We start from the raw sequence: 23,876 nt of genomic DNA, 5'->3' as shown, positions 1-23,876 counted from the left end.
AAGGAAGGGTGTTAACAATTTGTTAACGTAGCTTTAACTTTATAATGCAATTGATTACTTAATTTCGTAACAAATATTTAAAAGAATATGAGCGCCGTAAAACAAAAGATATTAATCATTGATGATGAGCCGGATATTTTAGAGTTAATTGAATATAACCTTAAAAAAGAAGGCTATCAGGTTTACCTGGCCAGCAATGGACAAGATGGTATTTCGGTTGCAAAAAAGGTACACCCTGATTTGATCATCCTGGATATCATGATGCCTAAGATGGATGGAATTGAAGCCTGCCGCTTAATGCGTGCTATCCCTGAGTTTAAAAATACTTTTATGGTATTCCTCACCGCCAGGAGTGAAGAGTATTCTGAGATTGCCGGATTTAACGTGGGTGCCGACGATTATATCGCTAAACCTATTAAACCAAGAGCTTTAGTGAGCCGTATCAATGCTATTCTGAGAAGAAATGTAAGTAATGACGAGGTTTCTGATAATAAAGTTGAAATAGGCGATCTGGTAATTGACAGGGAAGCTTACCTGGTTTATCAGGGCGGACAGAAGGTAGTACTGGCTAAAAAAGAGTTTGAGTTGTTGTACCTGCTGGCTTCAAAACCGGGTAAAGTATACACCAGGGAGTCTATCCTGAAAAATATATGGGAAGATTCTGTGGTAGTAACCAACCGCACCATTGATGTGCATATCCGTAAACTGAGAGAGAAATTAGGTGAAACTTATGTGGCAACAGTTAAAGGTGTAGGGTATAAGTTCGAACTTTCTTAGTACTTTTGTGTTTTAGAAAAAACACACCTTGAAATATCCTTTATTTAAAGATCTCATCCTATTCGAAGACGATAATCATATCGTTGTTAATAAGCCGCCATTTGTAGCTTCCTTAGACGAGCGTGGCGGCTCGGGAGAAGTAAACATTCTCCGCCTTGCCAGGCAGTATTCTGATGATGCCCAGGTTTGTCACCGTCTGGACAAAGAAACCTCCGGCGCAATTATCATTGCTAAAAATCCTGAAGCTTACCGTTCTGTAGCCATGCAATTTGAAAAACGCAAGGTCCAGAAAACTTATCACGCTGTGGTTGACGGACAGTATACTTTTAATGAGTTGTTTATAGACCTTCCCATTTTAAATGATGGTAACAGAAGCGTAACGATCGACCGTAAGGAAGGGAAACGCGCAGAAACAATTTTTAATTCTATAAAATTTTACAGGCATTATACGCTGATGGAGTGTAAGCCGATTACCGGCCGTATGCACCAGATCAGGATTCACCTGGCCACACAACGGGCTGCCATTTGCGGCGATACCTTATATAAAGGTAAACCTGTTTATCTGTCCAGTATCAAGAAGGGCTACCGTATCGCAAAGGATGATGAAGAACAGCCTATCATGAAACGTTTTGCACTTCACGCCAAACACCTGGTGTTTAAAGGCCTTGACGATAAAGATATTGAGATCGAAGCCCCTTATCCAAAAGATTTTGCTACCCTGATAAAGTTGTTAGATAAATTTGATTGTTAAAACAAAAGAGAGATGTATGTAAGATTGGTAACCTATCTTGACACATTAAACCAATACCGAAGGACAAAGATTTCTAACCGGAATTTTCTTGTTTTTGCAGCCCTTATCGTCGGCATTTTAGCCGGACTGGCAGCGTCATTGTTAAAATCTATTACCCACCGTATCGAGGATTTCCTTCAGGATGGCTTTCACTGGCAATATAAGTATTATCTGTTCCTGGTATTTCCTTTAATAGGTATCCTGCTTTCTGTCCTGTATGTAAGGCGCTTTATCCGTAAGGGAAAGTTTGAAACGGGTCTTACACCCATATTGTATACCATCTCTAAGAAGTCGAGCCGCGTTGAACCGCATAATATTTATTCGCAGATCATTACTGCCGCTTTAACCGTAGGGTTTGGTGGTTCTACAGGTCTGGAAGCACCAATCGTTCAGAGTGGTGCGGGCATTGGTTCCGTGATCGGGCGTTTTTTAGGTTTGTCTTACAGGGAAACAACTATGCTGCTAGCCTGCGGTGCCGCTTCTGGTATTGCAGGGGCATTTAACAGTCCTATAGCAGGGATAGTTTTTGCAGTAGAGATTCTGCTGCCTGAGTTTAGTATTCCTGCTTTTATCCCTTTACTGCTTTCCTCTGCCACGGCAGCAGTAGTAGCAAGGGTGTTTTATAAAGAACAGCTATTTTTCCTGGTTACAGAAGGATGGCAATTTAGCGCACTCATCTGGTATGTGGTACTGGCTATTTTGATCGGCCTTTTCTCACTTTATTTCAATAAGGTATATTATTTTATCAAACATATCTTTCATGATATCAAAGGGCCTTATCACCGGGTATTAGTAGGGGGGCTGGTATTGGGAGCAATGGTCTTTTTATTCCCTACTTTATATGGAGAGGGTTATGTAACGATCAAGAACCTGCTGGGAGGTAATTATAGCACGGTGATCAATAATAGTATTTTTTCATCATACAGCAATTTGCCATGGGCAATTATTTTGTTCACTGCCGTTACCCTTTTTGCCAAATCGGCCGCAACGCTGGTTACGCTTGGGGCTGGCGGTAATGGGGGGATATTTGCACCGAGTTTGATTATGGGTGGCTTAATGGGCTTTATTCTGGCTTTTACCGTTAATACGCTGGGCATTGCCCATTTGAATGTATCCAATTTTATTGTGGCCGGAATGGCGGCATCATTAAGTGCTATCATGCATGCCCCGCTAACAGGGATTTTCCTGATTGCTGAAATTACAGGTGGTTACGTTTTGATGGTACCTCTAATGATCACTTCGGCTATTGCTTATCTGATCAGCCGAAGCCAGAATAAATATTCTATTTACACCAAACCACTGGCAGAAAGTGGCGACCTGATGTCTTATGAAGATAAGGATTCGACAGTGCTTCAGATGATGAAACTGAAGTACCTGGTGGAAAATGATTACCTCATCCTGCATGATGATGAAACCATTGCGGAACGATTGCCTGAGATTTTACAATCTAAAAGGAACCTGTTTCCTGTGATTGCTGAAGATAAAACTTTTAAAGGATTGATTTATACAGAGGATGTGCTGAAAAAGGCGATTAACAACCCTTCTGGTAGCGAGTTAACCGTTCATGATCTGACACAGAATTCTCCGGAAGTGGTTTTTATTACGGATTCGCTGAAAACGGTGTTGCAGAAAATGGAGAAGGAGAATGCGTGGCTGCTGCCGGTGATTAATGAACAGGAAGAGTATTTGGGGATTGTTTCCAAGACTGCGGTGTTTAATAAATATAGGGCTTTGCTGAGCAGGCAGGCGGATTACATGGAGTAGTGGTGGGGGCGATTTCCTGAAGGAAAAATAAGGGAGAGGTGTTTTACAGGCTGCCGAGCGCGAAGAACGTTCGAATGCCTGTAAAACACCTCTCCCTTATTTTTTTCAAGTCTATCCGCTGGGGGGAGTCCGGCTGCAGGGAGCATACTTTGATGACGCTTATACTGGACTTATTGATTGATGCCTAAACTGACTTATTGGATTGATTTTGGCATAAAAAAATCCCTTCAGCATACTTGAAGGGATTTTTTTTATTAAATACTTTTATTTATTCCGTTACTCTTTTCAGGCCGAATTTCTCGATTTTGCTGTACAGGTGACTGCGTTGAATGTCGATATCATCGGCGGTTTTGGAGACGTTCCAATTGTTTTTTTCCAGTTTGAATTTGATGAATTCCCTTTCAGCGTAATCTTTATAGTCCTGGAAGTTGGTGAATTTATCGTAGTTGGTAGAAAGAACAGCTGCGCTGCTGCTTCCATTGCTACTGCCTGCTGCTCCGATGTTAGTTCCTCCTCCGGGATTGGCAAAAGCAGTTACATCGTGGTCGGTGATTACTTTGTCACTTAGGATGATCAGACGCTCAATCATGTTGTGCAGTTCACGCACGTTTCCTGTCCAGGGTAGGTTCTGGAGGGCGATCATACCGGCTTCACTGATCTTTTTAACGGGCATACCGTAATCTTTACAGATCTCTTCCAGGAAGTTCATGGCGATTTCAGGAATGTCTTCGCGACGTTCAGTAAGGTGCGGTACGTGGATGTTGATCACATTTAGACGGTGGTATAAATCCATCCTGAAGTTACCGTCTTCAATTTCTTTCATCAGGTCTTTATTTGTTGCGGCAAGCACACGTACATTGACCTCTAATTCTTTTTCTCCGCCTACACGGGTAATTTTATGTTCCTGCAGGGCACGGAGTACTTTTGCCTGGGCAGAAAGGCTCATGTCGCCAATTTCATCCAGGAATAGGGTTCCGCCATTGGCCAGTTCAAATTTACCGATGCGTTGTTTTACTGCTGAAGTAAATGATCCTTTCTCATGACCAAATAATTCACTTTCGATTAGCTCTGATGGAATTGCCGCACAGTTTACTTCGATGAGCGGGCTTTCTGAGCGGTGTGATTTTTCATGCAGCCAGCGGGCAACGAGTTCCTTTCCACTTCCATTGGCGCCTGTGATCAGTACGCGGGCTTCGGTAGGGGCAACACGTTCAATGGTTTCCTTAATTTTATTGATGTTTTCAGAGCTACCGAGGATATCCCTGGTTTTACTTACTCTTCTTTTTAATACTTTGGTCTCGGTAACGAGGTTGCCTCTGTCGAGCGCGTTCCTTACCGTGATCAGTAAACGATTCAGATCGGGTGGTTTGCTGATGAAATCAAAGGCTCCTTTTTTGCTGGCTTCGATGGCAGTTTCTACGGTACCATGACCGGAGATCATGATAAAAGGAAGGTCGGGGCTATAGGCCAGTGCCAGTTCAAGCACTTCCATACCGTCCATTTTATTCATTTTAATATCACATAAAACGAGGTCGTATTTCTTTTTTTTAATTAGATCCAGACCGTCAATGCCATTATCAATATCATCTACTTCGTAATTCTCATACTCTAAGATCTCACGTAATGTGCTCCTTATTGCACGTTCATCATCAATTATTAATAATTTTGCCATAGATATCAACTAAATCTCTTTTTTACTGGACACGAATATATTTACTAATTATCAATATATATAAATACTGATAAAATAAAAAAAATGCAAGCCTATAAGCCGGGTTCTGTACCTTAATGAATTAAGGCTTCTATCATTAATCTACTATAAATGTTGCCATTTATCTCTAACGACCTACCCACTGACATCGGACGAGCAGCCCTACATGCGTCAGCCTATTTGGTCTTTCAACTCCCGGGGTTTACCAGCTCCTCCGGTCGCCCGGAAAATTCGTGAGCTCTTACCTCACGTTTTCAACCTTACCTGTGCTTAAAAGCCATCGGCGGTATACTTTCTGCGGCACTTTCCATAATTCAGGTATTCATTCCTAAACCTCTTCCCGTTAGGAAGCGGGATGCTCTGTGTTGCCCGGACTTTCCTCTTTAAGTTGCAAAGCAGCTTACAGCGATAGAACAGCTTGCATTTTGCGCAAAGATAGGAAACCTGACCAAGAATACGGCTACCATTTGTTATTTACAATTTTGAAGGTCTTTGGCTACCTGCTCAGTAGTGTATTTGCCCTGTTTATGGCCAAAAGTATTGGTCACATAAACAATGATCTGAGTAAGGTCTATATCGGCCATATTAAAATCAGGCATTTTGCCTTCATATACTTTGCCATGAATAGTGACAGGGGTAGCATAACCATGTTTAATGATACAGGCCAATAACGATCTGTTTTTCTTCATCCATACCGTATCTGTTATCGGGGGACTGAGTTCTGCCAGTCCTTCGCCCTTTTCACCATGGCAATTCTGGCACTGGGCAATGTAAATATCACGTCCGTTAACATAATAGGCGTCCTGCTCTACCTTTTCGGCAGTCTGGCAGGAGTAGAGCATACTGATCAGGGTAAGCAATACGGTGCTGAATATCAATAATTTTCGCATCTTCTATTTCTTGTCTTCGGCTAACAGAACGGGAATATCTTTTTCCAGCTGAGCTACCTGCTCCGGATTGGTTCCGTCATAAGCGCCGCGGATCCTTCTGTCTTTATCGATCAGCACCAGATAACCCTGGTGTACATATCCCTGTTTGTCGGTACTGTCTGCTTCAACAGAAACCAGGTAACTTTTTGTTGCCAGCCCATAGACTGTATCTTTAGGGCCGTAAACAAATTGCCATTTCGGGCCGTCTACTCCTAATTTGCGTGCGTATGTTTTGAGTCTGGAAGGAGTGTCATATTTAAAATCGATGGTGTGGGATAGAAACATCACATCAGGGTTGTCTGCGAATTTCCCATAGATCTTTTTAAGGTTCCTGTGCATGATGGGGCAAATGGTATTGCAGGAAGTGAAAAAGAAATCAGCAATATATATTTTATTCTTAAAATGCTCGTTTGTAATGTATACGCTATCCTGGTTCAGGAGTTTAAATGCTGGAATTGTTTGATAAACCGTATCCACACCGGCAGAACCATCACTGTTTTTAATTGCTTTAGTATCTCTCATACCATATATAGGAAGGCTTTTATGCGGTTTGCAGGAAGAAGCAAATAATATTGATATCAGCAGGAAGGTGTAAAGGAATGGTTGTCTGAATTTCATAATATAACGATTGTGCAGCCAAAGGTACATTACTATGAAAATAAAGTGTAACGTAGCTGTAAATATTTATTAGTTTTGCCCCAAGAATTGTAATACTTAATGAGAAAGAGATATAATGCTGCCATAACAGCTTTGGGAGGATATGTACCGGACACTATTTTAACCAACCATGACCTGGAAAAAATGGTGGATACAAATAGCGACTGGATAATTTCAAGAACAGGCATTCATGAAAGAAGAATTTTAAATGATGATTCCCTTGCTACATCCGATTTAGCTACTATGGCAGTAAAAAGATTGCTTGAAGATAGTCATATAAATCCTGATGAAATCGAATGTGTAATTGTAGCTACTGCAACACCAGATTACATCATGGTATCTACAGCAAGTATCGTATGTGAAAAAGCAGGGTTAAAAAATGCATGGGGTGTTGATTCCAATGCGGCCTGCAGTGGTTTTTTATATGCGTTGACCCTTGGTGCAAGTTTAATTGAAAGTAACCGCTATAAAAATGTAATTGTGATCGGTGCAGATGCCAATAGCACCATTGTAAATTACGAGGATAGAAATACCTGTATTCTTTTTGGTGACGGCGCCGGCGCTGTATTATTGGAGCAAACGGAAGAAGAAGTTGGGTTGGTAGACAATGTTTTCAAAACTGATGGTGTAGGTAAAGAACATCTGATTGTTACTGCCGGTGGTTCACTGAACCCATCGTCGTGTGAAACCATAGATAAAAAACTAAATTATATTTCTCAGAATGGCAGGGTAGTTTTCAAAGCTGCTATAGAAGGTATGAGTCAAACCTGCTCAGAGATCATGGAAAGAAATGAACTCGCCACCCAGGATATCAACTGGCTGATCCCGCATCAGGCTAATCTAAGGATTATTCAGGCTGTAGGGGATAAATTAGGCCTGAAAGAAAACCAGGTTAAAGTGAATATCCAGCGTTATGGTAATACAACTGCGGCAACTATTCCTTTGTGCATGTGGGAGTTTAAAGAAGATTTTAAAGAAAATGATAACCTGCTGCTCACCGCTTTTGGTGCTGGTTTCTCCTGGGGAGCTACTTATCTGAAATGGGGTAAATTAAGGAAGTAACGTTATGTTTACACGTCTCACTGTCCTTTTGCTGTTGTTATGTTCAGTTTCAGTGAGCCTGTCGGGATTATTTGTCTTCGCAGGATTTGAAATGAACAGAACTTATGTGGCAAAGGAATTGTGTGTAAACAGGAATAAACCTCAGCTCCATTGTAATGGTAACTGTTACCTGATGAGGAAACTTAGACAGGCGCAGGAAAAAGAGCAGAAGCAAGATCACCAATTTCAAAAAATACAGCTGCAGCAAGCCATTGTTTCGCAGCCTTTTATATTCAGACAATATCTTATCCAGATCATACAGCTGCGCGTTCCTTATAATACGGGAATGCCTGTAGCTCAGGTCAATACTATCTTTCAACCTCCACAGTCCGCCTGATCATTTTCTCTATACCTGTTGCTGTTAATAGCCGGGTTTAGCCATGAGCTGCTTTTTTATGCAGTATCTTAGATGCAGCCGGTTTTTGGCGGATTCTTAACTTTAAATTTTAATCAAATGAAGAAATCATTATATCTATTTACCCTGTTTATCGGGGTAACTGCCTGTACGCAGCAGGTAAATTATAAAACTGAAAGAGACGAAGTAATGAAGTTCCATGATATTGTAATGGAAGACCATACCAAACTGGTGAATAACCAGATTAAGCTGGATGAGATGCTCAAACATCTGAAAGTTCTAAAACAGCAGTTCCCTGCGATAGATACGCTGAAAGAGAAAGAGGCAATAAAGAACGTGCTGACAAGTTTAAACCATACAGAAGACCTGATGAACGATTGGATGCATAAATTTGAGCCTGATGTTACAGGGAAATCCAACGAGGATGCCGTAAAGTATTTTAAAGGGGAGCGTGTAAAAATTGGCCGGATAGACAGCATCTATAAAATTGAAGTGAAATCTTCTGATGTTTACCTCAGTAAATTCAAGAAGTAATGGTCTTTTTGTCATTTAAAGCCAAATAGTAGAATATTTGTCATTAAAAAACGGTTTATCAAACAAATTCTATATATATTGGTTTTCCCTAAGTAAATCGTTCAATTATGAAAGTAGCTCAATTCTTTTTGCCCTTATTGCGCCTGTTAACAGGAAAGCCATTATTGGGAACACAGTTAAAAGTTTCTCCTATACCGGTAGAAAACAGGCAGCCTGCCTGGTGCAGAAGTTCAAACAAAAGATAATCAATAACAATAAGAAAGCTGCCCGCAAAGGCAGCTTTCCTTTTTTAGTAAAATTATGGCAAAAACAGTAGCGGCCAGCTTAGTGGAAATATTAGAACATGCTGGTGTTAAGCATGTACACGGAGTAGTAGGCGATTCCCTGAATGGGATCGTAGACGAAATCAAAAATTCAAAAACAATTAAGTGGATACATTACCGCCATGAAGAGGCAGCAGCATTTGCTGCGGGTGCAGAAGCACAGCTTACAGGTAAATTGGCGGTATGCGCAGGCAGCTGCGGACCGGGAAATATGCACCTGATCAATGGTTTATATGATGCGCATAAAAGTAATGCCCCGGTATTGGCTATTGCAGCACAGATTCCAAGTGAGCAGATCGGTACATCCTACTTCCAGGAAACCCGTCCCGAGTCTTTATTCAGGGAATGCAGTTATTATTGCGAAACTATCGCCTCGCCAAAACAAATGCCGCGGATATTGCAGATTGCCATGCAGACTGCAATTGGCCAGAGTGGTGTGGCAGTGATCAGCTTATCCGGCGATATCGCGAATCTGAAGACAGAAAATGAAGAACTGGAACATACCATTTTCACTACCCGTCCTGCGGTTCGTCCGGGGGATGAGGAGTTGCAGAAACTGGCACAGCTGATCAATGAAGCAAAAAAAGTAACCTTGTTGTGCGGTGCTGGCTGTGCCGGTGCACATGACGCTTTACTGGCCTTTGCCGGAAAGATCAAATCGCCGATTGTGCATGCCCTGCGCGGAAAAGAACATGTACAATATGATAATCCTTACGATGTAGGGATGACCGGATTAATTGGTATCTCTTCAGGTTACCATGCCATTGAAGAAAGCGACCTGCTGATCATGCTGGGAACAGATTTCCCTTATAAAGAATTTTATCCAGCGAAGTCCAAAGTGGTACAGCTTGACATTCGTCCTGAGCGGTTGGGCAGGAGATGCAGGATTGACCTTGGGCTGACTGGTGATGTGAAGGAAACCCTTAAAGCGGTACTTCCTTTTGTAGAAGAAGTTACCAATACTTCATTTTTGGAGAAATGCCAGGAACGTTATCAAGATAACAGAAAAAACCTGATGGAACATGCCAAACCTGTTAAAGGAAAAGCAATTCATCCGGAATACCTGACAAGAATTATCAGTGAGCAGGCCGCTGCCGACGCGATATTTACTGTTGATGTGGGTACGCCAAGTGTTTGGGCAGCGCGTTACATCGATATGAAAGCCGGCAGAAGACTGGTAGGTTCATTTAATCATGGATCTATGGCCAGTGCAATGCCGCAGGCGATAGGGGCAAAACTTGCTTATCCAGACAGACAGGTAATTTCTTTATCAGGTGATGGTGGATTTGCCATGTTGATGGGAGATTTTTTAACTATTTTCCAATATGACCTGCCAGTAAAAATTGTGATCTATAACAACAGTTCACTGGGGTTTGTGGCCATGGAAATGAAAGTAGTAGGCATGCCACCTTATGCAACCGACCTGAAGAACCCTAATTTTGCTAAAATGGCCGAAGCTATAGGCATCAAGGGAATCAGGGTGGAAGAGTCTGAAGATGTAGAAGCTGCCATCGCTGAAGCACTGGCACACCCCGGACCTGTTCTGGTGGATGTAGTGGTGAATCAGGCAGAGCTTTCTATGCCGCCCAAAATAGATTTTGAACAAGCCAAAGGATTTGGAATTTATATGCTGAAACAAACCCTTTTAGGGGATGGTAAAGAAGTATGGGATACCCTAAGCTCAAATTTTTTGAATAAATAACAGATGAACGTATTTGTGACCAGGATCATTCCTGAAGCAGGCCTGCAGCTTTTAGAAGCTGCAGGTTTTAAAGTAAAACAGTGGACAGAGAAAAGAAAGCTGACCAACGAAGAACTGATTGAAGAATGCCGTTGGGCGGATGCCCTGCTCAATAGCGGGCAACAGCTAAACCGTGAATTTCTTGAAGCCAGCGCCCACCTTAAAATTATAGCGCTAAATTCTGTAGGATACGATAATGTAGATATAGAAACTGCAACACGACTTAAAATTCCAATAGGGAATACCCCGGGAGTGCTAAGTGAAGCTACCGCTGATACTGCTTTTTTGCTGATGCTGGCCTCTTCCAGAAATGCATTCTTTTTAAACCGGACCATCACCGAAGGAAAGTGGAATTTCCATGAGCCGACAGCTAATCTGGGCAGGGCGCTGACTGGTAATACGCTGGGTGTTTTCGGTTTGGGCAAGATAGGAATGGAAATGGCCAGGCGCAGTGCCGCGGCTTTTAAAATGAAGATCATTTATCATAACCGAAGTAAAAACATTGAAGCAGAGGAAGAGCTGGGAGCTAAACTGGTGTCATTTGATGAACTGCTGCAACAAAGCGATGTGATCAGCGTACACACTGCACTTACGCCAGATACGGAAGGGAAGTTTAACCTGGAGGCTTTTAAAAAAATGAAACCGGGGGCGATCTTTGTCAATACGGCAAGAGGGGCGATCCATAACGAAACGGACCTGATTAAAGCCTTACAGGAGAAGATCATCTGGGGAGCGGGATTAGATGTAACCAACCCGGAACCTATGCATGCAGACAACGTATTGCTGCGCCTGCCCAATGTGGCGGTACTGCCGCATATCGGATCTGCCACCGTAGAAACCAGGGATGCCATGGTTAAGCTGGCTGCGGAAAATATTATTGCCGGATTAAACGGTAAAAAAATTCCTCATTTGGTAAATCCTGAGATTTATCAGTAAAAGTAGGTTGTTCATCCTGTAGATGATCTTTAGTTCATCACTTATTTTGTTACTTAAAGCCAGGTTTTTTTAACTTTTTACAATTAAACTAAGCTGTACAGAGGTTGTCAAATGCTGAACTATAAAAAGATATTATGAAAACTTTAAAAGTACTATTGGTTGTGGCTTTGGCTACATTCAGCTTCACAGCGGTAAATGCTCATCCTAAACACCATGGTCACCATGGACATCATGCGCATAAAGGACATCATTAAGATTAGACCTTAAAAAGAAAAGGGCTGGAAAATTTTCCGGCCCTTTTCTTTTTAAAAACTATAAGCTGTTTGGTTCATGCAGGTGAATATGATTTTTGAGCAGTTTAATTTCATGCTGCATATGTTTAACCTTTTGGAGCAGGTTCATGATCGCATCAATACCTTCTATATTGATCTCCAGATCATAATGGAAATGGATATAACGGTCCAGTTCCTGCAGCTGCTCAAAATGTACAAACTTGCGGTCGTCAATTACGGTGAGAACAATTAATCCTGATTCTTCAAGTGCATCAATAAAAGAAGGGTCTACAGTATAATTGATGCAGTATTCACTTATTGTTAGCAATTCTTTTTCCATAGGATAATCAAATTAATGAAGCTGTTTACTTTGACAGCTCCTGCAATTCTTTAAATAATTCAGTCTGTTTTGTGGTCAGGTTTACAGGTATTTTAACGATATAAGTTACAAAAAGGTTTCCAGACTCGCCGGCTTTTTTGTAAAGCGGGAAGCCTTTACCTTTTAACCTTATTTTAGTGTCGCTCTGTGTACCTGCGGGTACTTTAAGTTTTACTTTTCCATCCAGTGTGTCTACAGTAACATCACCGCCCAGTATAGCGGTATAAAGATCTATCTCCTTATTCAGGTAAAGATCATCATTCAATCTTTTAAACAAAGGGTCTTCTGCTACAGTAATGGTCAGGAACAGATCTCCGTTGGGGCCATTATTTACACCCGGGCTTCCTTGTCCTTTCAGTTTTATCACTTGTCCGTTTGCAATTCCGGCAGGAATAGTAATCCTTAGGTTTTTACCATTTACGGTGATCGTAGGTTTATGATCCTGCGAAGCTTCCCTGAAAGAGATTTTCAATTCCGCCTGCAGATCCTGACCTTTAAACCGAGCAGAATTTCTTTCTGATCGGGCACCGCCACCACCGAACATCGATTCAAAGAAATCTGAGAAGTCGCCTCCTCCAAATCCACCACCAAAACCTCCTGAACCACCGCCGCCTCCAAAGCCGCCACGTCCGCCGGCGCCAAAAGGATTGCCTCCTCCGGATTGTTTAGACTGGTCAAACTGATCGGCATGTTTCCAGTTCTCCCCGTATTCATCATATTTCTTACGCTTCTCAACGTCGTTCAATACTTCATTTGCCTCGTTTATCTGCTGAAACATTTTATTCGCCTCTTTATCATCAGGATTTAAATCCGGGTGATACTTCCGCGCTAATTTTCTGTATGCTTTTTTAATATCATCCTGGGATGCTTTTTTATCTACACCCAGAACTTTATAATAATCAATGTATGCCATATGTATTCAATATCAGTACACAAATTTACTGATTATATAACTAATAATCCCTCCCGGAGTTTTAATTGAAACGGAATATAATTATGACATAATGATGAAACGGGAATAAAACATTAGATATGTTTAGATGTTATGACATGTATAATCATACAACTATGAATATTTTAGAAAATAAAGTCGCAATTATTACCGGCGGTGCCGGAAGTATAGGTTTAACCACTGCAAAATTATTTTTGGCAGAAGGTGCAAAAGTGGTGTTAGTAGACATGGGTCAGGAGGCATTGGAAAAAGCAGTAGCCGAACTGAACAGTGATAATGTGATCTTCAGTGTTGCAGACGTTACCAAATCAGCTGATGTGGAGCGTTACACCGAAGAAACGCTGGCTAAATTTGGGAAAATCGATGTGTTCTTTAATAACGCTGGTATTGAAGGTGTGGTGAAACCACTTCCAGAATATCCTGAAGATATTTTTGATAAGGTGATCGCCGTAAATGTAAAAGGAATGTGGTTAGGCTGTAAATATGTAGTGCCTGCAATGAATGACGGAGGAAGTGTAATTATCACTTCATCTGTAGCTGGTATTTCCGGTACACCGGATGTAAGTGCCTATACAATTAGTAAACACGCAGTGATAGGTTTAATGCGAAACCAGACGGTAGAGCTGGCGCCAAGAAAGATCAGGGTAAACTCTATCCACCCTTCTCCGGTTGATAACCGGATGATGCGCTCTTTGGAAGATGGTTTTGCTCCCGGCAAAGGTGAAGAAGCTAAAAAAGGTTTAGAGCAGACCATTCCTTTGGGAAGATATGCAAAACCGATAGAAATTGCCCAGCTCGCTCTATTTCTGGCGTCTGATAACAGCCAGTTTATTACCGGTACCACACAGGTGATTGATGGCGGATTAAGCGTTTAGCAGATCAGTAAAACATAAAAGAATTCATATACCAGAGCATCCCGGTCGTAATCTTATGGCCGGGGTATTTTGTTTTAGCACTAAAAGGAGTATTATTGCGGTTACAAAATGTGTTTTTAATGGCTCAGCGTTAATTTTTTTTCATAGATTGCTAGTAAAGGTTTTATTACAGCTAATTACTTAATTTTATGAATAGATGCTCTCCAATAGTTACAGTCAAATCTTCCATCTTTACATTCGTTCGGGCCTCGCCGCGTTAAATTATTTTTTGATTTTACTCTTTACAATCTCAATCATTAATGTAACCGTTTAATAAAAAGCAAAAAGAAAATTTCATGAGACAGTTGAGACTGTTTTTTAATTAGAATATATTTTTTTAGCTTGCTCACCTTAACCAAAATAACGCGATGAAACCCCTTTCCATAAAGGATATTGCCAAGAAGGCAAATGTATCTATTACCACAGTATCATTCATCTTGAATGGCAAAGCAGAGAAAATGCGGATCAGCCAGGAGATGATTGCCAAGGTGGAGAAAATAATTAAGGAGTTAGGCTTTAAGCCAAACCAGGTAGCAAGAAGTTTGCGTACTGGAAACACCAAAACCATCGGACTGATTGTAGAAGATATTTCTAATCCTTTTTTCGCATCCATAGCCAGGTTAATTGAAGATAAGGCCTACAAACATGGATATAAGATCATTTATTCCAGTACGGAGAATAACCTTGACAAAGCCAGGGGCCTGATAAAAATGTTTAAATCACGACAGGTTGACGGTTACATTATCGCACCTATGGTGGGTATGGAAGAAGATATCAGGGAGCTGCTTACAGACCGTACACCAGTGGTGGTATTTGACCGTAATTTGCCAGGCCTGGAGGTTAGCTCTGTTTTGATTGATAACGTGGAAGGAGCCTTTTTAGCCACCCAATTTCTTATTCAGAAGGGAAAGAAAAATATAGCCTTTGTCAACGTTGATGTAGAAGTAAAACAAATCAAAGATCGTTTTACTGGTTATGAAAAAGCATTAAAAGCGAGTAAGATTAAGGCAGATCCAAATATCTGTAAATTAATTCCTTTTTCGAATACCGCAGAAGAGACCACTAACGACCTGATTGATTTTTTTACAGCAAATCCGCAGATCGATGCGGTACTATTCGGTACAAACTATCTTGCGGTAAGGGGGTTATTCTGCTTTAAAGAGATGAATAAAAAGATTGATAAGGACTTTAAGGTAATCGCCTATGATGATCATGATATCTTCCAGTTACATTCACCCAGCATCAGTGCGGTAGAACAACCGACAGAAGAAATTGCCGACCAGGTGATATCATTGATCTTAAAGGGCTTAACGATATCAGAATCTTTTGAAGAACAGCAATTGAATAAGGTAGTACTATCTTCCAGATTGATAGAGCGATAGATTTCTGGAATACAAAACATAAAAAAAGGAAGATCAATTGATCTTCCTTTTTTGTTATATCAGGCTTGGGTAAACTAAGCCTGCAAATCGTCCATTAATGATTTTATTTTAGCTCCTAAAGCTGCATCCGCTGCTGCGAACTGAGATTTATCTGCCAAAGGGCCGTTCACACTGCAATAGAACTTGATTTTAGGTTCTGTGCCAGATGGGCGGGCAGAAATGATACTTCCGTCAGCCGTGATGAATTGAAGTACATCAGACTTAGGGAAATCCAGTTTCGTTTTTTCACCGGTTGCCAGATCAGTTTCTACACCCAGCTCGTAATCTTTCAACAGGCTTACTTTAGATCCGCCAAGGGTTAGGGGAGGGTTGCTTCTGAATTTTTCCATCATGGCCTTAATTTCCTCTGCACCTGTTTTTCCTTTTTTAGTAAGTGACACCAGTTCTTCTTTATACAGGCCATATTCTACATACATGTCCAGTAAAGCGTCATACAGGCTACTGCCTTTATCTTTGTAAAAAGCTGTCATTTCAGCGATAAACGCACAAGAAATCACAGCATCTTTATCCCTAACCAATTCACCGATCAGGTAACCATAACTTTCTTCTCCACCACCTATAAAGGTTTTCTTTCCCTGCAGGCTGGTGATCAGCTGGCCAATAAATTTAAATCCTGTTAAGGTATTGTAGCAGGTTACATTTTTAGCTTTCGCAATTGCATCGATCAGGTTAGTGGTCACGATCGTTTTTACGATATACTGATCTCCGTCTAGTTTTCCTTTTTCCTGCCATGCAGTAAGCAGGTAGTTGATCAGTAAACTTCCGGTCTGGTTACCGTTTAATAGTACGAATTCACCATCGTTATTTTTTACGGCAATACCTACTCTGTCCGCATCCGGATCTGTAGCCAGCACTAAGTCGGCATCAATTTCTTTGGCTTTATTCAAAGCCAGTGTTAAGGCTTCTTTTTCTTCGGGATTAGGATAAACTACTGTAGGAAAGTTTCCATCAGGTGTGCTTTGTTCTTCTACCAGGGTAAGGTTTCTGAAACCAAACCTGTGCAGGGCCTGAGGTACCAAAGTGATACCTGTACCATGGATAGGAGAATAAACAATTTTCAGGTCTTTCTGACGGGAGATTGCTTCAGGAGATACAGAAAGTGCTGTGATGCGCTCCAGGTATAACCTGTCAATTTCTTCACCAATGATTTCTACATGACTGCTGTCGCGGTTAAATTTAACCTCATCAATGCTTTTGATCGCAGCAACTTCGTCCATGACCATGGTATCATCAGGAGAAGTAAACTGGCCTCCGTCGGCACCATAAGCTTTATATCCGTTATATTCTTTAGGGTTATGTGAAGCAGTAAGCATCACTCCGCTGCGGCAGCCCAGTTCCCTGATGGCAAAAGAAAGTTCTGGTGTAGGACGCAATGCAGAAAAGAAATAAACAATGATACCGTTAGCTGAAAATACGTCAGCCGCTATTTTAGCAAAGTAATCTGAGTTGTTCCTGCTGTCATGTGCTATCGCAACTTTAACTTTTTGTCCGGGATATTTTTTAAGCAGGTAATTGCTTAATCCCTGAGTAGCTGTACCAATAGTGTATTTATTAATCCGGTTTGATCCGGCACCCATAATACCACGCAGACCGCCAGTACCAAATTCCAGACTCCTGTAAAAAGCATCCGTTAATTCTGTGGAGGCTTCTTTATCGATCAGTTGCTGGATTTCTTCTTTTGTTTGTTGGTCATAATTACCATTAAGCCATTCATTAATGGTACTCTGTGTAGCTGCTTCTAGTTGCATATTGTCAGTTAATTATTAGATTCTTCTTGATCTATAAACGAAAAAAGGAAGCAGTCTGTTTTTGCTAATGCATAAAAATGGACTATTCTCCCAATTTGTTTGATTTATAGCATGATTATTAAGCACGTTTTATTAATTTCACGCCCCAATGCAATTATATACCAAATAAATTGAATTAAAAATATCTGCCTCAAAAAAATAATAGCAGCTGTATTTTTCAGTTTATAATTAAAACCACTAAAAGAAATGAAAATATTAAAGTTTGGCGGAACTTCTGTCGGAAGCCCCGAGCGTATGACGAAGTTGCTGGATATTATTAATCCGGCGGAAGAACAGATTGTAGTTTTATCAGCAGTGTCTGGTACAACCAATAGTTTAGTTGAAATTTCAGGCAAACTTTTAAAGGAAGATAAACAGGGGGCGTTAATTTTAATTAACGCCCTATGTCAAAAATATAATGAATTTGTAGCTGAACTGCTTCCTGCAGCGGAGTTTCGTGAGCAGGGACAGGAAGTGGCCGATTATCATTTTCAGTTTTTAACCACCCTGGCAAACGATATTTTCACCCCAGCGGAAGAGAAAGTGGTATTGGCCATGGGCGAGTTGTTGTCGACCACTCTTTATCATATCTATTTAAAATCTATTGGCATCTCTTCAGTATTGCTGCCGGCACTGGATTTCATGAAAATTGATGAAGACAATGAACCTGATATACCCTTCGCCACAGCCAATTTAACACCTTTACTGGAGAAAAATAAAGGGAACAAGTTGTTTATTACCCAGGGTTTCATTTGTCGCAACAGTTTTGGCGAAGTGGATAACCTGCGCCGCGGTGGCAGTGATTACACGGCTTCTTTGATTGGTGCAGCTATCCTGGCCGAGGAAGTACAGATCTGGACAGATATCGACGGTATGCACAATAACGATCCGCGGATTGTGAAGGGCACGAAGCCGATTTCTCATCTTTCTTTTGATGAGGCTGCCGAGCTGGCTTATTTTGGTGCAAAGATCCTTCATCCACAATCGGTATTTCCGGCTGCTAAGTATAAGATCCCGGTACGTTTGCTGAATACCATGGAACCTTCGGCTGCGGGCACGCTGATCTCTTCAGAAAGTGAAAAGGGAAAGATCAAGTCTATCGCTGCAAAGGATGGAATTACTGCTATTAAGATACAGTCAAGCCGTATGCTTTTGGCTTATGGTTTCCTGAGAAGGATATTCGAAATCTTTGAGCGTTATAAAACACCTATTGATATGATCACGACTTCTGAAGTTGCTGTTTCATTAACAATAGATTTTACGGATAACCTGGATCAGATTGTAGAAGAGCTTCATGCTTTTGGTTCTGTAGAACTGGACAGGGACCAGACGATTGTGTGTGTGGTAGGTGATTTCGGTGCAGAGAAACATGGTTATGCAGCAAGGGTGCTGGATTCGGTAAAACATATCCCTATCCGCATGATCTCTTATGGTGGAAGTCACTATAACATTTCCCTGCTGGTGAATACTGAAGATAAAATGGAAGCATTAAGAAGTTTACATAACCGGATCTTCGAATAGAAGAACGGTTACCTCCTGCGCATGTAGGCGAGGGCGGCTATAATGATAAAGATGAGCAGGATGAAAAACCTGATCCTCCGGTCATATTCTTTCCTGCTGATTTTTTCACGCTGAAGATCGAAGTAGTTGCCCAGGTAAATTAACAACAATCCAATTAAACAAAATACAATAAGATATTTAAACATTATGTTTTCCAACAAAGATAGATCGCAATTTGCAGATTTAGAAACACCTTTTTATTATTATGACCTCAATTTATTACAGGAAACTCTAAATTCTTGTACTGAAGCAGCAAAGGTTTATGATTTTCATGTGCATTATGCGATGAAAGCAAATTTTAATACTACTTTATTAAAAAAGATCAGACTGGCCGGATTAGGTGCTGACTGTGTAAGTGGCAATGAGGTGAAGAAGGCTTTAGAGATGGGTTTTGATGCTGGTAAAGTAGTTTTTGCCGGGGTTGGGAAGTCGGATAAAGAGATCAATGAATCCCTGGACCAGGATATTTTCTGCTTTAATGTAGAGTCTATCCAGGAGCTGGAAGTAATCAACGAACTCGCAGCAAAGAAGAATAAAATAGCTAAAGTGGCGATCCGGATCAATCCGAATGTGGATGCGCATACGCACCATAATATTACCACTGGTCTGGATGAGAATAAGTTTGGTATCAATTCATGGGATCTTCCAGCATGTGCAGATACGTTGAAACAATGTGCACAGCTTGAGTTTATCGGTATACATTTTCATATCGGCTCACAGATCACCAACCTGGATGTGTACAAGAACCTTTGTATCCGCGTGAATGAGTTCTCGCAGTGGTTTGAAGAACGTGGGTTTGTGGTAAAGGTGTTAAATGTTGGTGGCGGTTTAGGAATTGATTATCATCATCCTGAGCAGCAAATCCCTGATTTTACAGCTTATTTTAAGATTTTTAATGATTTTCTGGAGAAACGCGATAATCAGGAGGTCCATTTTGAATTGGGCAGGGCTTTGGTAGGTCAGTGTTCTTCACTGATCAGTAAGGTGCTGTATGTGAAAAATGGAAAGACAAAGAATTTTATCATCCTTGATGCGGGTATGACCGAGTTAATGCGCCCGGCGCTTTACCAGGCTTATCATCAGATAGAGAATATTACGAAACAGGATGCGGCTGCATCAGTTAAGTATGATGTAGTAGGGCCTATTTGTGAGAGCACAGATTGTTTTGGTAAGGAAGTTTTGCTGCAGGAGACGCAAAGGGGAGATCTGATTGCTTTGAGAAGTACTGGTGCTTATGGCGAAGTGATGAGTTCGCACTACAATTTGAGGGAAGAATTAAGGTTCGTTTTTAGCGAGTAGTTTCTTCTCGGGTTAAAATAAAAAAGGCTGCTATTTTCTTCCTCATTCCTTAGAAGTAAGGAATGCATGTCAGAAAATAGCGGCCTTTTTTATTTTAATTCTAGAGTAGCGATGGGGTTAACTATTCGCAAAAATACGACCTTCAGTTATTCCCGTGATTTAATGCGAAGCCCATTAAGAGGGGATATAGGAATAACTGAGGTATTTGGTTAAAAACCTTTTATACTCCTTGATTCAAATCTTAATTTGTTAAATAATATCAAATTACTTAATTTAGTTTAGTGTTTTCATTAATCTCATAATTGTTAGAAACAGTATTATGAAAGTATACCGGGTATAATTTATTAATGATATGAAAGGGTTATTTACACTTGTATTAGGGTTGCTGGCTACAAGTTCTTTTGGACAAGTTAAGACTGATTTATCAGGTCAGTTTAAGTCTGTCCAGTCAACACCTTCCACAGTACCTGTCTTTTATAAAAAGAGTGCTCCATTGAGTGATCAAAAGAACCCAGTCCTTAAAGTATTGATATATATGGATAGCGTTGAGGTGGGGGAAACTGTACCCATCCTTGATATTCGTGATCTTAAAAATGTTTTTGTAATTAAGGGGTCAGATTTTAATAGAATATATCTGACTAGCTCTAAAACTAAATCCTACCATTTTCTGACTTTAGAGGAGATAAAAGATAAGTATGTAAAAACTCCTTATCCCGCTACACTATACATGTTAGATGATAAAATGATTGAAGGTGAACCTGGAAAAATTGATGAGAATTATATTTTAGGAATAAGTGTTATCACTTCTGATGACATACCTTCTCTAAAAAATACATCCCTGAAAATGACTATCATTAATATTACTACCAAGTCAGAAGAGAACCTTCAAAAGAAAAGAACTATTCATCTAAGGGGCAGTTTAGCAGGACTAATGAATTAAGTTAGAAAACAGTGTTAGTTTAGTTTTTTGAAAAAGTCTTTACTGGATTCCTGAAATCCCTGACGTTCATAAAACTGGTGTGCTTTGGTGCGGCGGATATTGCTATGCACCTGTATTTTTTCGCAGCCTCTTTCTATTGCAAGAGCGGTACAATGCTCTTCCATTGCTTTTCCAATACCTTTGCTTCTTATTGTTTCGTCCACAACGAAATAGCTGATCGTAGCAAAATCACCTATAAGCGCTAGCTGTGGTACAAAATGCAGGGACATTACAGCGATGACCGCATTATCCTCTTCATATACAAATAGACGCTCATCAGGATGATCCAGCATTCGGGACAGTTTACTTTCCACTAAGCCATCCGGGGTAGGATAACCTAGTTGTTCCAGTAAAGTCCTGATTGCTGAAGCATCCTGTTCTTTAGCTTTTCTGATTCCCATTTTTGAATACGTTGGAAATGTTCAGTTGCATAATTTTTTTAGGGATTGTTCTTATGATTTTTTTGCACTCACGAAAATAACAACGCCAGCCAGCAATACAATACCTCCGGCATAGGGTGGCCAGTTTACTGTTTTTTGTCTATCGGCAGAAACCTGTATAGGGCCTGCATCAATAATCTTTTCTTTTTTGTTATAGGTAAAGCCTGTCCAGATCAGCAGGATGGCACCTATAACGATTAAAATGAGTCCGACACTTTTGTTCATAATTTGTTTGTTTGAGGTTTATTCTTCCTCGAAGAAATCACCTAAACCACCCAGGTAGTGTTCTGTAATTCCTGATGTGAAGTCATCATAGTCTTCATCAGGAATGTTGGTCTGCACAAATTCCAGTGAAGTACCTTTTTTATCAGGATGCAGTTTAATGGTCACAATAGATGGTTCGTTCTCTTCTCCGAAGTACCATTGTTGTACAATTCTTTTGCCAAACTCAAATTCGATGTTCTTTCCTACGATATCGCCGTCCCAGAAGGAAAATTCAGTACCTGGTTCTTCGGTGAATTCTACATCGGCACCGGTCCAGAGTTGAATACTTTGTGCTTTGGTCATGGCCAGGTACACTTCTTCAGGACTTGCAGGTAAGGCGTAATATTTTTTAAAGGTCTTCATGTTGTATCAATTGTTTATCTGGTGTGTACGATTGTTATGAATCTGTACCCTTGTTTTTATTTAAAAGCATTCAGTCCGGTTACATCCATTCCGGTAATCAGCAGGTGGATATCATGTGTTCCTTCATAGGTAACCACAGATTCCAGGTTCATCATATGCCGCATAATGGAGTATTCTCCTGTTATGCCCATACCGCCTAGCATCTGCCGGGCATTTCTGGCAATATCCAGTGCAATCTCTACACTGTTTCTTTTGGCCATGGAGATCTGCTCTGCGCTGGCCCTGTTTTCACTTTTCAGTACACCTAACCGCCAAACCAGCAGTTGTCCTTTGGTAATCTCCGTGATCATCTCTGCAAGTTTCTTCTGTTGCAGCTGGAAACCACCAATGGGTTTGCCAAACTGGATACGCTCTTTGGAATAACGCAAAGCGGTATCATAGCAGTCCATTGCAGCACCCAATGCACCCCAGGCTATGCCGTAACGCGCCTGGTTGAGGCAGCCCAAAGGGCCTTTTAACCCAGATACGTTTGGGAATATGTTTTCCTTAGGTATCTTCACATTGTCGAAAACCAGTTCTCCCGTGGCCGAAGCTCTAAGGCTCCATTTGTTATGTGTTTCGGGCGTGGTAAAGCCCTCCATTCCACGTTCAACTACCATTCCTCTGATCTTTCCTGTTTCGTCCTTTGCCCAAACCACTGCAATATCTGCAAAGGGGGCGTTGGAGATCCACATTTTGGCACCATTCAGCAGGTAATGATCTCCATTATCTTTGATATTGGTTGACATTCCTCCTGGATTTGATCCGTGGTCAGGTTCGGTTAGTCCGAAACATCCCATGAGCTCCCCGGTAGCCAGTTTTGGTAAATACTTGCGGCGCTGTTCTTCAGACCCATAGGCATAGATCGGATACATCACCAGCGAGCCCTGTACAGAAGCGGTAGAACGGATTCCTGAGTCGCCACGTTCCAGTTCCTGCATCAGGATACCATAAGCAATATAGTCCAGTCCTGCGCCTCCATATTCAACAGGAATAGTGGGGCCAAAAGCACCGATCTCCCCTAAGCCTTTGAGCAGTTGAGCGGGAAATTCTGCCTTTTGGGCATAATCTTCAATCACAGGACTCAGTTCTTTTTTCACCCAATCGCGCGCCGCAGAGCGGATCATTTTATGTTCTTCCGACAATAATTCGTCGAGCAGGTAATAATCAGGTGCTTCGTAAAGGTCTTTCTTTCCGGATTTGTTCATGGTATACACTATATTTGGTTGAATCAGCTCGTGCCCGATAGTATTGCCGGAGCTTGTATTCAAAGGTAATAATTTCGGGTAATTGGCTGGTTAAAACCAATCAAAAAATTAATTTTGTCAAACAGATCAGATCTTATGTTTTTACAAACCGTTGCTTTAAATGATGTCAGATGTTTCGCACTACATGGGTATTATCCGGAAGAGCAGCTCACCGGAACTGAATTCCTGGTGAGTGTTGAAGTGACGTTTACCCCTTCGGGCGATACAGAAGACTTACAGCGGACGGTGAATTACGAAGTTTTGAATAATATTATCCTGGAAGAAATGGGGAGCACTAAGAAAATGTTGGAATCTGTGGTT

The 23,876-nt window shown here is 41.0% G+C and carries 26 protein-coding genes and 1 other RNA gene; 15 read left to right on the top strand and 12 right to left on the bottom strand.

The genetic code is table 11. From position 1 onward, the window contains the following. The first annotated feature begins 87 nt into the window (after positions 1-87). The 3 genes from GSQ84_RS14845 to GSQ84_RS14835 are packed head-to-tail and all read left to right on the top strand — an operon-like array spanning position 88 to position 3,331. A complete protein-coding gene (locus GSQ84_RS14845; protein WP_158798054.1) occupies positions 88-777 on the top strand; it encodes a response regulator transcription factor in 690 nt (229 codons plus the stop codon). Positions 778-805: 28 nt separating this feature from the next. Beyond that, positions 806-1,528 (top strand): RluA family pseudouridine synthase, encoded by a 723-nt coding sequence (locus GSQ84_RS14840; protein ID WP_158798053.1) that lies wholly within the window; start codon positions 806-808, stop codon positions 1,526-1,528. A 12-nt stretch (positions 1,529-1,540) separates the two neighbouring features. Then, positions 1,541-3,331 (top strand): chloride channel protein, encoded by a 1,791-nt coding sequence (locus GSQ84_RS14835; RefSeq protein ID WP_158798052.1) that lies wholly within the window; start codon positions 1,541-1,543, stop codon positions 3,329-3,331. A 268-nt stretch (positions 3,332-3,599) separates the two neighbouring features. On the opposite strand, the gene GSQ84_RS14830 is transcribed toward GSQ84_RS14835, so the two are convergent. From GSQ84_RS14830 to GSQ84_RS14815, 4 genes are all read right to left on the bottom strand, one after another. Continuing rightward, the gene (locus tag GSQ84_RS14830; RefSeq protein WP_158798051.1) at positions 3,600-5,003 is read right to left on the bottom strand and encodes a sigma-54 dependent transcriptional regulator; all 1,404 of its coding nucleotides are present in this window, start codon (positions 5,001-5,003) and stop codon (positions 3,600-3,602) included. 79 nt (positions 5,004-5,082) lie between these two features. Beyond that, positions 5,083-5,467, bottom strand: an RNA gene (rnpB, locus tag GSQ84_RS14825) — RNase P RNA component class A. A gap of 45 nt (positions 5,468-5,512) precedes the next feature. Then, complete coding sequence (locus tag GSQ84_RS14820) at positions 5,513-5,932, bottom strand: c-type cytochrome (protein ID WP_158798050.1); 420 nt, start codon at positions 5,930-5,932, stop codon at positions 5,513-5,515. 3 nt (positions 5,933-5,935) lie between these two features. Beyond that, positions 5,936-6,589, bottom strand: a complete 654-nt coding sequence (locus GSQ84_RS14815; protein WP_158798049.1) for an SCO family protein — start codon at positions 6,587-6,589, stop codon at positions 5,936-5,938. Positions 6,590-6,688: 99 nt separating this feature from the next. On the opposite strand from GSQ84_RS14815, the gene GSQ84_RS14810 reads away from it, so the two are divergent. The 6 genes from GSQ84_RS14810 (at position 6,689) to GSQ84_RS14785 (ending at position 11,618) form a co-directional block, all read left to right on the top strand. Continuing rightward, positions 6,689-7,690, top strand: a complete 1,002-nt coding sequence (locus GSQ84_RS14810; RefSeq protein WP_158798048.1) for a beta-ketoacyl-ACP synthase III — start codon at positions 6,689-6,691, stop codon at positions 7,688-7,690. Positions 7,691-7,694: 4 nt separating this feature from the next. Further along, on the top strand, positions 7,695-8,066 hold the full coding sequence (locus tag GSQ84_RS14805; protein WP_158798047.1) for a hypothetical protein: 372 nt from the start codon (positions 7,695-7,697) through the stop codon (positions 8,064-8,066). A 117-nt stretch (positions 8,067-8,183) separates the two neighbouring features. Further along, positions 8,184-8,618 (top strand): hypothetical protein, encoded by a 435-nt coding sequence (locus tag GSQ84_RS14800; RefSeq protein ID WP_158798046.1) that lies wholly within the window; start codon positions 8,184-8,186, stop codon positions 8,616-8,618. Between the two features lie 107 nt (positions 8,619-8,725). Continuing rightward, complete coding sequence (locus tag GSQ84_RS14795; protein WP_158798045.1) at positions 8,726-8,863, top strand: hypothetical protein; 138 nt, start codon at positions 8,726-8,728, stop codon at positions 8,861-8,863. 55 nt (positions 8,864-8,918) lie between these two features. Beyond that, positions 8,919-10,643 carry a ubiquinone-dependent pyruvate dehydrogenase gene (gene poxB / locus GSQ84_RS14790; protein WP_158798044.1) on the top strand — a complete coding sequence of 575 codons (1,725 nt, stop codon included), beginning with the start codon at positions 8,919-8,921 and terminating at the stop codon, positions 10,641-10,643. 3 nt (positions 10,644-10,646) lie between these two features. After that, positions 10,647-11,618: a D-glycerate dehydrogenase gene (locus tag GSQ84_RS14785; protein WP_158798043.1), complete on the top strand. Its 972-nt coding sequence runs from the start codon at positions 10,647-10,649 to the stop codon at positions 11,616-11,618. A 312-nt stretch (positions 11,619-11,930) separates the two neighbouring features. Here the strand turns inward: GSQ84_RS14785 and GSQ84_RS14780 are convergent, their stop codons facing one another. Together GSQ84_RS14780 and GSQ84_RS14775 are read right to left on the bottom strand one after the other, a co-directional pair. Continuing rightward, positions 11,931-12,230: a chaperone modulator CbpM gene (locus tag GSQ84_RS14780; RefSeq protein WP_158798042.1), complete on the bottom strand. Its 300-nt coding sequence runs from the start codon at positions 12,228-12,230 to the stop codon at positions 11,931-11,933. Positions 12,231-12,255: 25 nt separating this feature from the next. Beyond that, positions 12,256-13,182, bottom strand: coding sequence for a DnaJ C-terminal domain-containing protein (locus GSQ84_RS14775; RefSeq protein ID WP_158798041.1), 927 nt, complete (start codon positions 13,180-13,182; stop codon positions 12,256-12,258). Between the two features lie 155 nt (positions 13,183-13,337). Here GSQ84_RS14775 and GSQ84_RS14770 point away from each other — a divergent pair, with 155 nt between their 5' ends. After that, complete coding sequence (locus GSQ84_RS14770; protein ID WP_158798040.1) at positions 13,338-14,096, top strand: SDR family NAD(P)-dependent oxidoreductase; 759 nt, start codon at positions 13,338-13,340, stop codon at positions 14,094-14,096. A 407-nt stretch (positions 14,097-14,503) separates the two neighbouring features. Beyond that, positions 14,504-15,517, top strand: coding sequence for a LacI family DNA-binding transcriptional regulator (locus tag GSQ84_RS14765; protein WP_158798039.1), 1,014 nt, complete (start codon positions 14,504-14,506; stop codon positions 15,515-15,517). 74 nt (positions 15,518-15,591) lie between these two features. On the opposite strand, the gene GSQ84_RS14760 is transcribed toward GSQ84_RS14765, so the two are convergent. After that, a complete protein-coding gene (locus GSQ84_RS14760) occupies positions 15,592-17,325 on the bottom strand; it encodes a phospho-sugar mutase (protein WP_158798038.1) in 1,734 nt (577 codons plus the stop codon). A gap of 246 nt (positions 17,326-17,571) precedes the next feature. Here GSQ84_RS14760 and GSQ84_RS14755 point away from each other — a divergent pair, with 246 nt between their 5' ends. Then, a complete protein-coding gene (locus tag GSQ84_RS14755; RefSeq protein ID WP_158798037.1) occupies positions 17,572-18,885 on the top strand; it encodes an aspartate kinase in 1,314 nt (437 codons plus the stop codon). A gap of 8 nt (positions 18,886-18,893) precedes the next feature. Here GSQ84_RS14755 and GSQ84_RS14750 read toward each other — a convergent pair whose 3' ends face one another. Next, positions 18,894-19,070, bottom strand: coding sequence for a hypothetical protein (locus GSQ84_RS14750; protein WP_158798036.1), 177 nt, complete (start codon positions 19,068-19,070; stop codon positions 18,894-18,896). Between the two features lies 1 nt (position 19,071). Here GSQ84_RS14750 and lysA point away from each other — a divergent pair, with 1 nt between their 5' ends. After that, positions 19,072-20,223, top strand: a complete 1,152-nt coding sequence (gene lysA / locus GSQ84_RS14745) for a diaminopimelate decarboxylase (RefSeq protein WP_158798035.1) — start codon at positions 19,072-19,074, stop codon at positions 20,221-20,223. A gap of 352 nt (positions 20,224-20,575) precedes the next feature. Beyond that, entirely contained in the window at positions 20,576-21,163 is a 588-nt protein-coding gene (locus GSQ84_RS14740; protein ID WP_158798034.1) for a hypothetical protein, read from the top strand. 14 nt (positions 21,164-21,177) lie between these two features. Here GSQ84_RS14740 and GSQ84_RS14735 read toward each other — a convergent pair whose 3' ends face one another. The 4 genes from GSQ84_RS14735 to GSQ84_RS14720 are packed head-to-tail and all read right to left on the bottom strand — an operon-like array spanning position 21,178 to position 23,516. Then, positions 21,178-21,603, bottom strand: coding sequence for a GNAT family N-acetyltransferase (locus tag GSQ84_RS14735; RefSeq protein ID WP_158798033.1), 426 nt, complete (start codon positions 21,601-21,603; stop codon positions 21,178-21,180). A 51-nt stretch (positions 21,604-21,654) separates the two neighbouring features. Continuing rightward, complete coding sequence (locus GSQ84_RS14730; RefSeq protein ID WP_158798032.1) at positions 21,655-21,867, bottom strand: hypothetical protein; 213 nt, start codon at positions 21,865-21,867, stop codon at positions 21,655-21,657. Positions 21,868-21,885: 18 nt separating this feature from the next. Next, entirely contained in the window at positions 21,886-22,269 is a 384-nt protein-coding gene (locus GSQ84_RS14725) for an SRPBCC domain-containing protein (RefSeq protein WP_158798031.1), read from the bottom strand. Between the two features lie 56 nt (positions 22,270-22,325). Next, complete coding sequence (locus GSQ84_RS14720; protein WP_158798168.1) at positions 22,326-23,516, bottom strand: acyl-CoA dehydrogenase family protein; 1,191 nt, start codon at positions 23,514-23,516, stop codon at positions 22,326-22,328. Positions 23,517-23,651: 135 nt separating this feature from the next. Here GSQ84_RS14720 and GSQ84_RS14715 point away from each other — a divergent pair. Further along, the coding region (locus GSQ84_RS14715; RefSeq protein ID WP_174238665.1) for a dihydroneopterin aldolase at positions 23,652-23,876 on the top strand (225 nt) is incomplete at its 3' end.

It is taken from the genome of Pedobacter sp. L105 (assembly GCF_009765875.1).
Classification (GTDB): Bacteria; Bacteroidota; Bacteroidia; order Sphingobacteriales; family Sphingobacteriaceae; genus Pedobacter.
The sequence above is the reverse complement of the archived record's forward strand: the minus strand, read 5'-3'. Positions and strand labels throughout refer to the sequence as shown.

Coding starts and splice junctions, on each gene's coding strand:
- GSQ84_RS14730 (WP_158798032.1), bottom strand. CDS start 21,867: ATGAACAAAAGTGTCGGACTCATTTTAATCGTTATAGGTGCCATCCTG.
- lysA (WP_158798035.1), top strand. CDS start 19,072: ATGTTTTCCAACAAAGATAGATCGCAATTTGCAGATTTAGAAACACCT.
- GSQ84_RS14810 (WP_158798048.1), top strand. CDS start 6,689: ATGAGAAAGAGATATAATGCTGCCATAACAGCTTTGGGAGGATATGTA.
- GSQ84_RS14815 (WP_158798049.1), bottom strand. CDS start 6,589: ATGAAATTCAGACAACCATTCCTTTACACCTTCCTGCTGATATCAATA.
- GSQ84_RS14740 (WP_158798034.1), top strand. CDS start 20,576: ATGAAAGGGTTATTTACACTTGTATTAGGGTTGCTGGCTACAAGTTCT.
- GSQ84_RS14835 (WP_158798052.1), top strand. CDS start 1,541: ATGTATGTAAGATTGGTAACCTATCTTGACACATTAAACCAATACCGA.
- GSQ84_RS14830 (WP_158798051.1), bottom strand. CDS start 5,003: ATGGCAAAATTATTAATAATTGATGATGAACGTGCAATAAGGAGCACA.
- GSQ84_RS14805 (WP_158798047.1), top strand. CDS start 7,695: ATGTTTACACGTCTCACTGTCCTTTTGCTGTTGTTATGTTCAGTTTCA.
- GSQ84_RS14760 (WP_158798038.1), bottom strand. CDS start 17,325: ATGCAACTAGAAGCAGCTACACAGAGTACCATTAATGAATGGCTTAAT.
- GSQ84_RS14770 (WP_158798040.1), top strand. CDS start 13,338: ATGAATATTTTAGAAAATAAAGTCGCAATTATTACCGGCGGTGCCGGA.
- GSQ84_RS14720 (WP_158798168.1), bottom strand. CDS start 23,516: ATGAACAAATCCGGAAAGAAAGACCTTTACGAAGCACCTGATTATTAC.
- poxB (WP_158798044.1), top strand. CDS start 8,919: ATGGCAAAAACAGTAGCGGCCAGCTTAGTGGAAATATTAGAACATGCT.
- GSQ84_RS14845 (WP_158798054.1), top strand. CDS start 88: ATGAGCGCCGTAAAACAAAAGATATTAATCATTGATGATGAGCCGGAT.
- GSQ84_RS14755 (WP_158798037.1), top strand. CDS start 17,572: ATGAAAATATTAAAGTTTGGCGGAACTTCTGTCGGAAGCCCCGAGCGT.
- GSQ84_RS14725 (WP_158798031.1), bottom strand. CDS start 22,269: ATGAAGACCTTTAAAAAATATTACGCCTTACCTGCAAGTCCTGAAGAA.
- GSQ84_RS14775 (WP_158798041.1), bottom strand. CDS start 13,182: ATGGCATACATTGATTATTATAAAGTTCTGGGTGTAGATAAAAAAGCA.
- GSQ84_RS14780 (WP_158798042.1), bottom strand. CDS start 12,230: ATGGAAAAAGAATTGCTAACAATAAGTGAATACTGCATCAATTATACT.
- GSQ84_RS14795 (WP_158798045.1), top strand. CDS start 8,726: ATGAAAGTAGCTCAATTCTTTTTGCCCTTATTGCGCCTGTTAACAGGA.
- GSQ84_RS14735 (WP_158798033.1), bottom strand. CDS start 21,603: ATGGGAATCAGAAAAGCTAAAGAACAGGATGCTTCAGCAATCAGGACT.
- GSQ84_RS14800 (WP_158798046.1), top strand. CDS start 8,184: ATGAAGAAATCATTATATCTATTTACCCTGTTTATCGGGGTAACTGCC.
- GSQ84_RS14765 (WP_158798039.1), top strand. CDS start 14,504: ATGAAACCCCTTTCCATAAAGGATATTGCCAAGAAGGCAAATGTATCT.
- GSQ84_RS14750 (WP_158798036.1), bottom strand. CDS start 19,070: ATGTTTAAATATCTTATTGTATTTTGTTTAATTGGATTGTTGTTAATT.
- GSQ84_RS14820 (WP_158798050.1), bottom strand. CDS start 5,932: ATGCGAAAATTATTGATATTCAGCACCGTATTGCTTACCCTGATCAGT.
- GSQ84_RS14785 (WP_158798043.1), top strand. CDS start 10,647: ATGAACGTATTTGTGACCAGGATCATTCCTGAAGCAGGCCTGCAGCTT.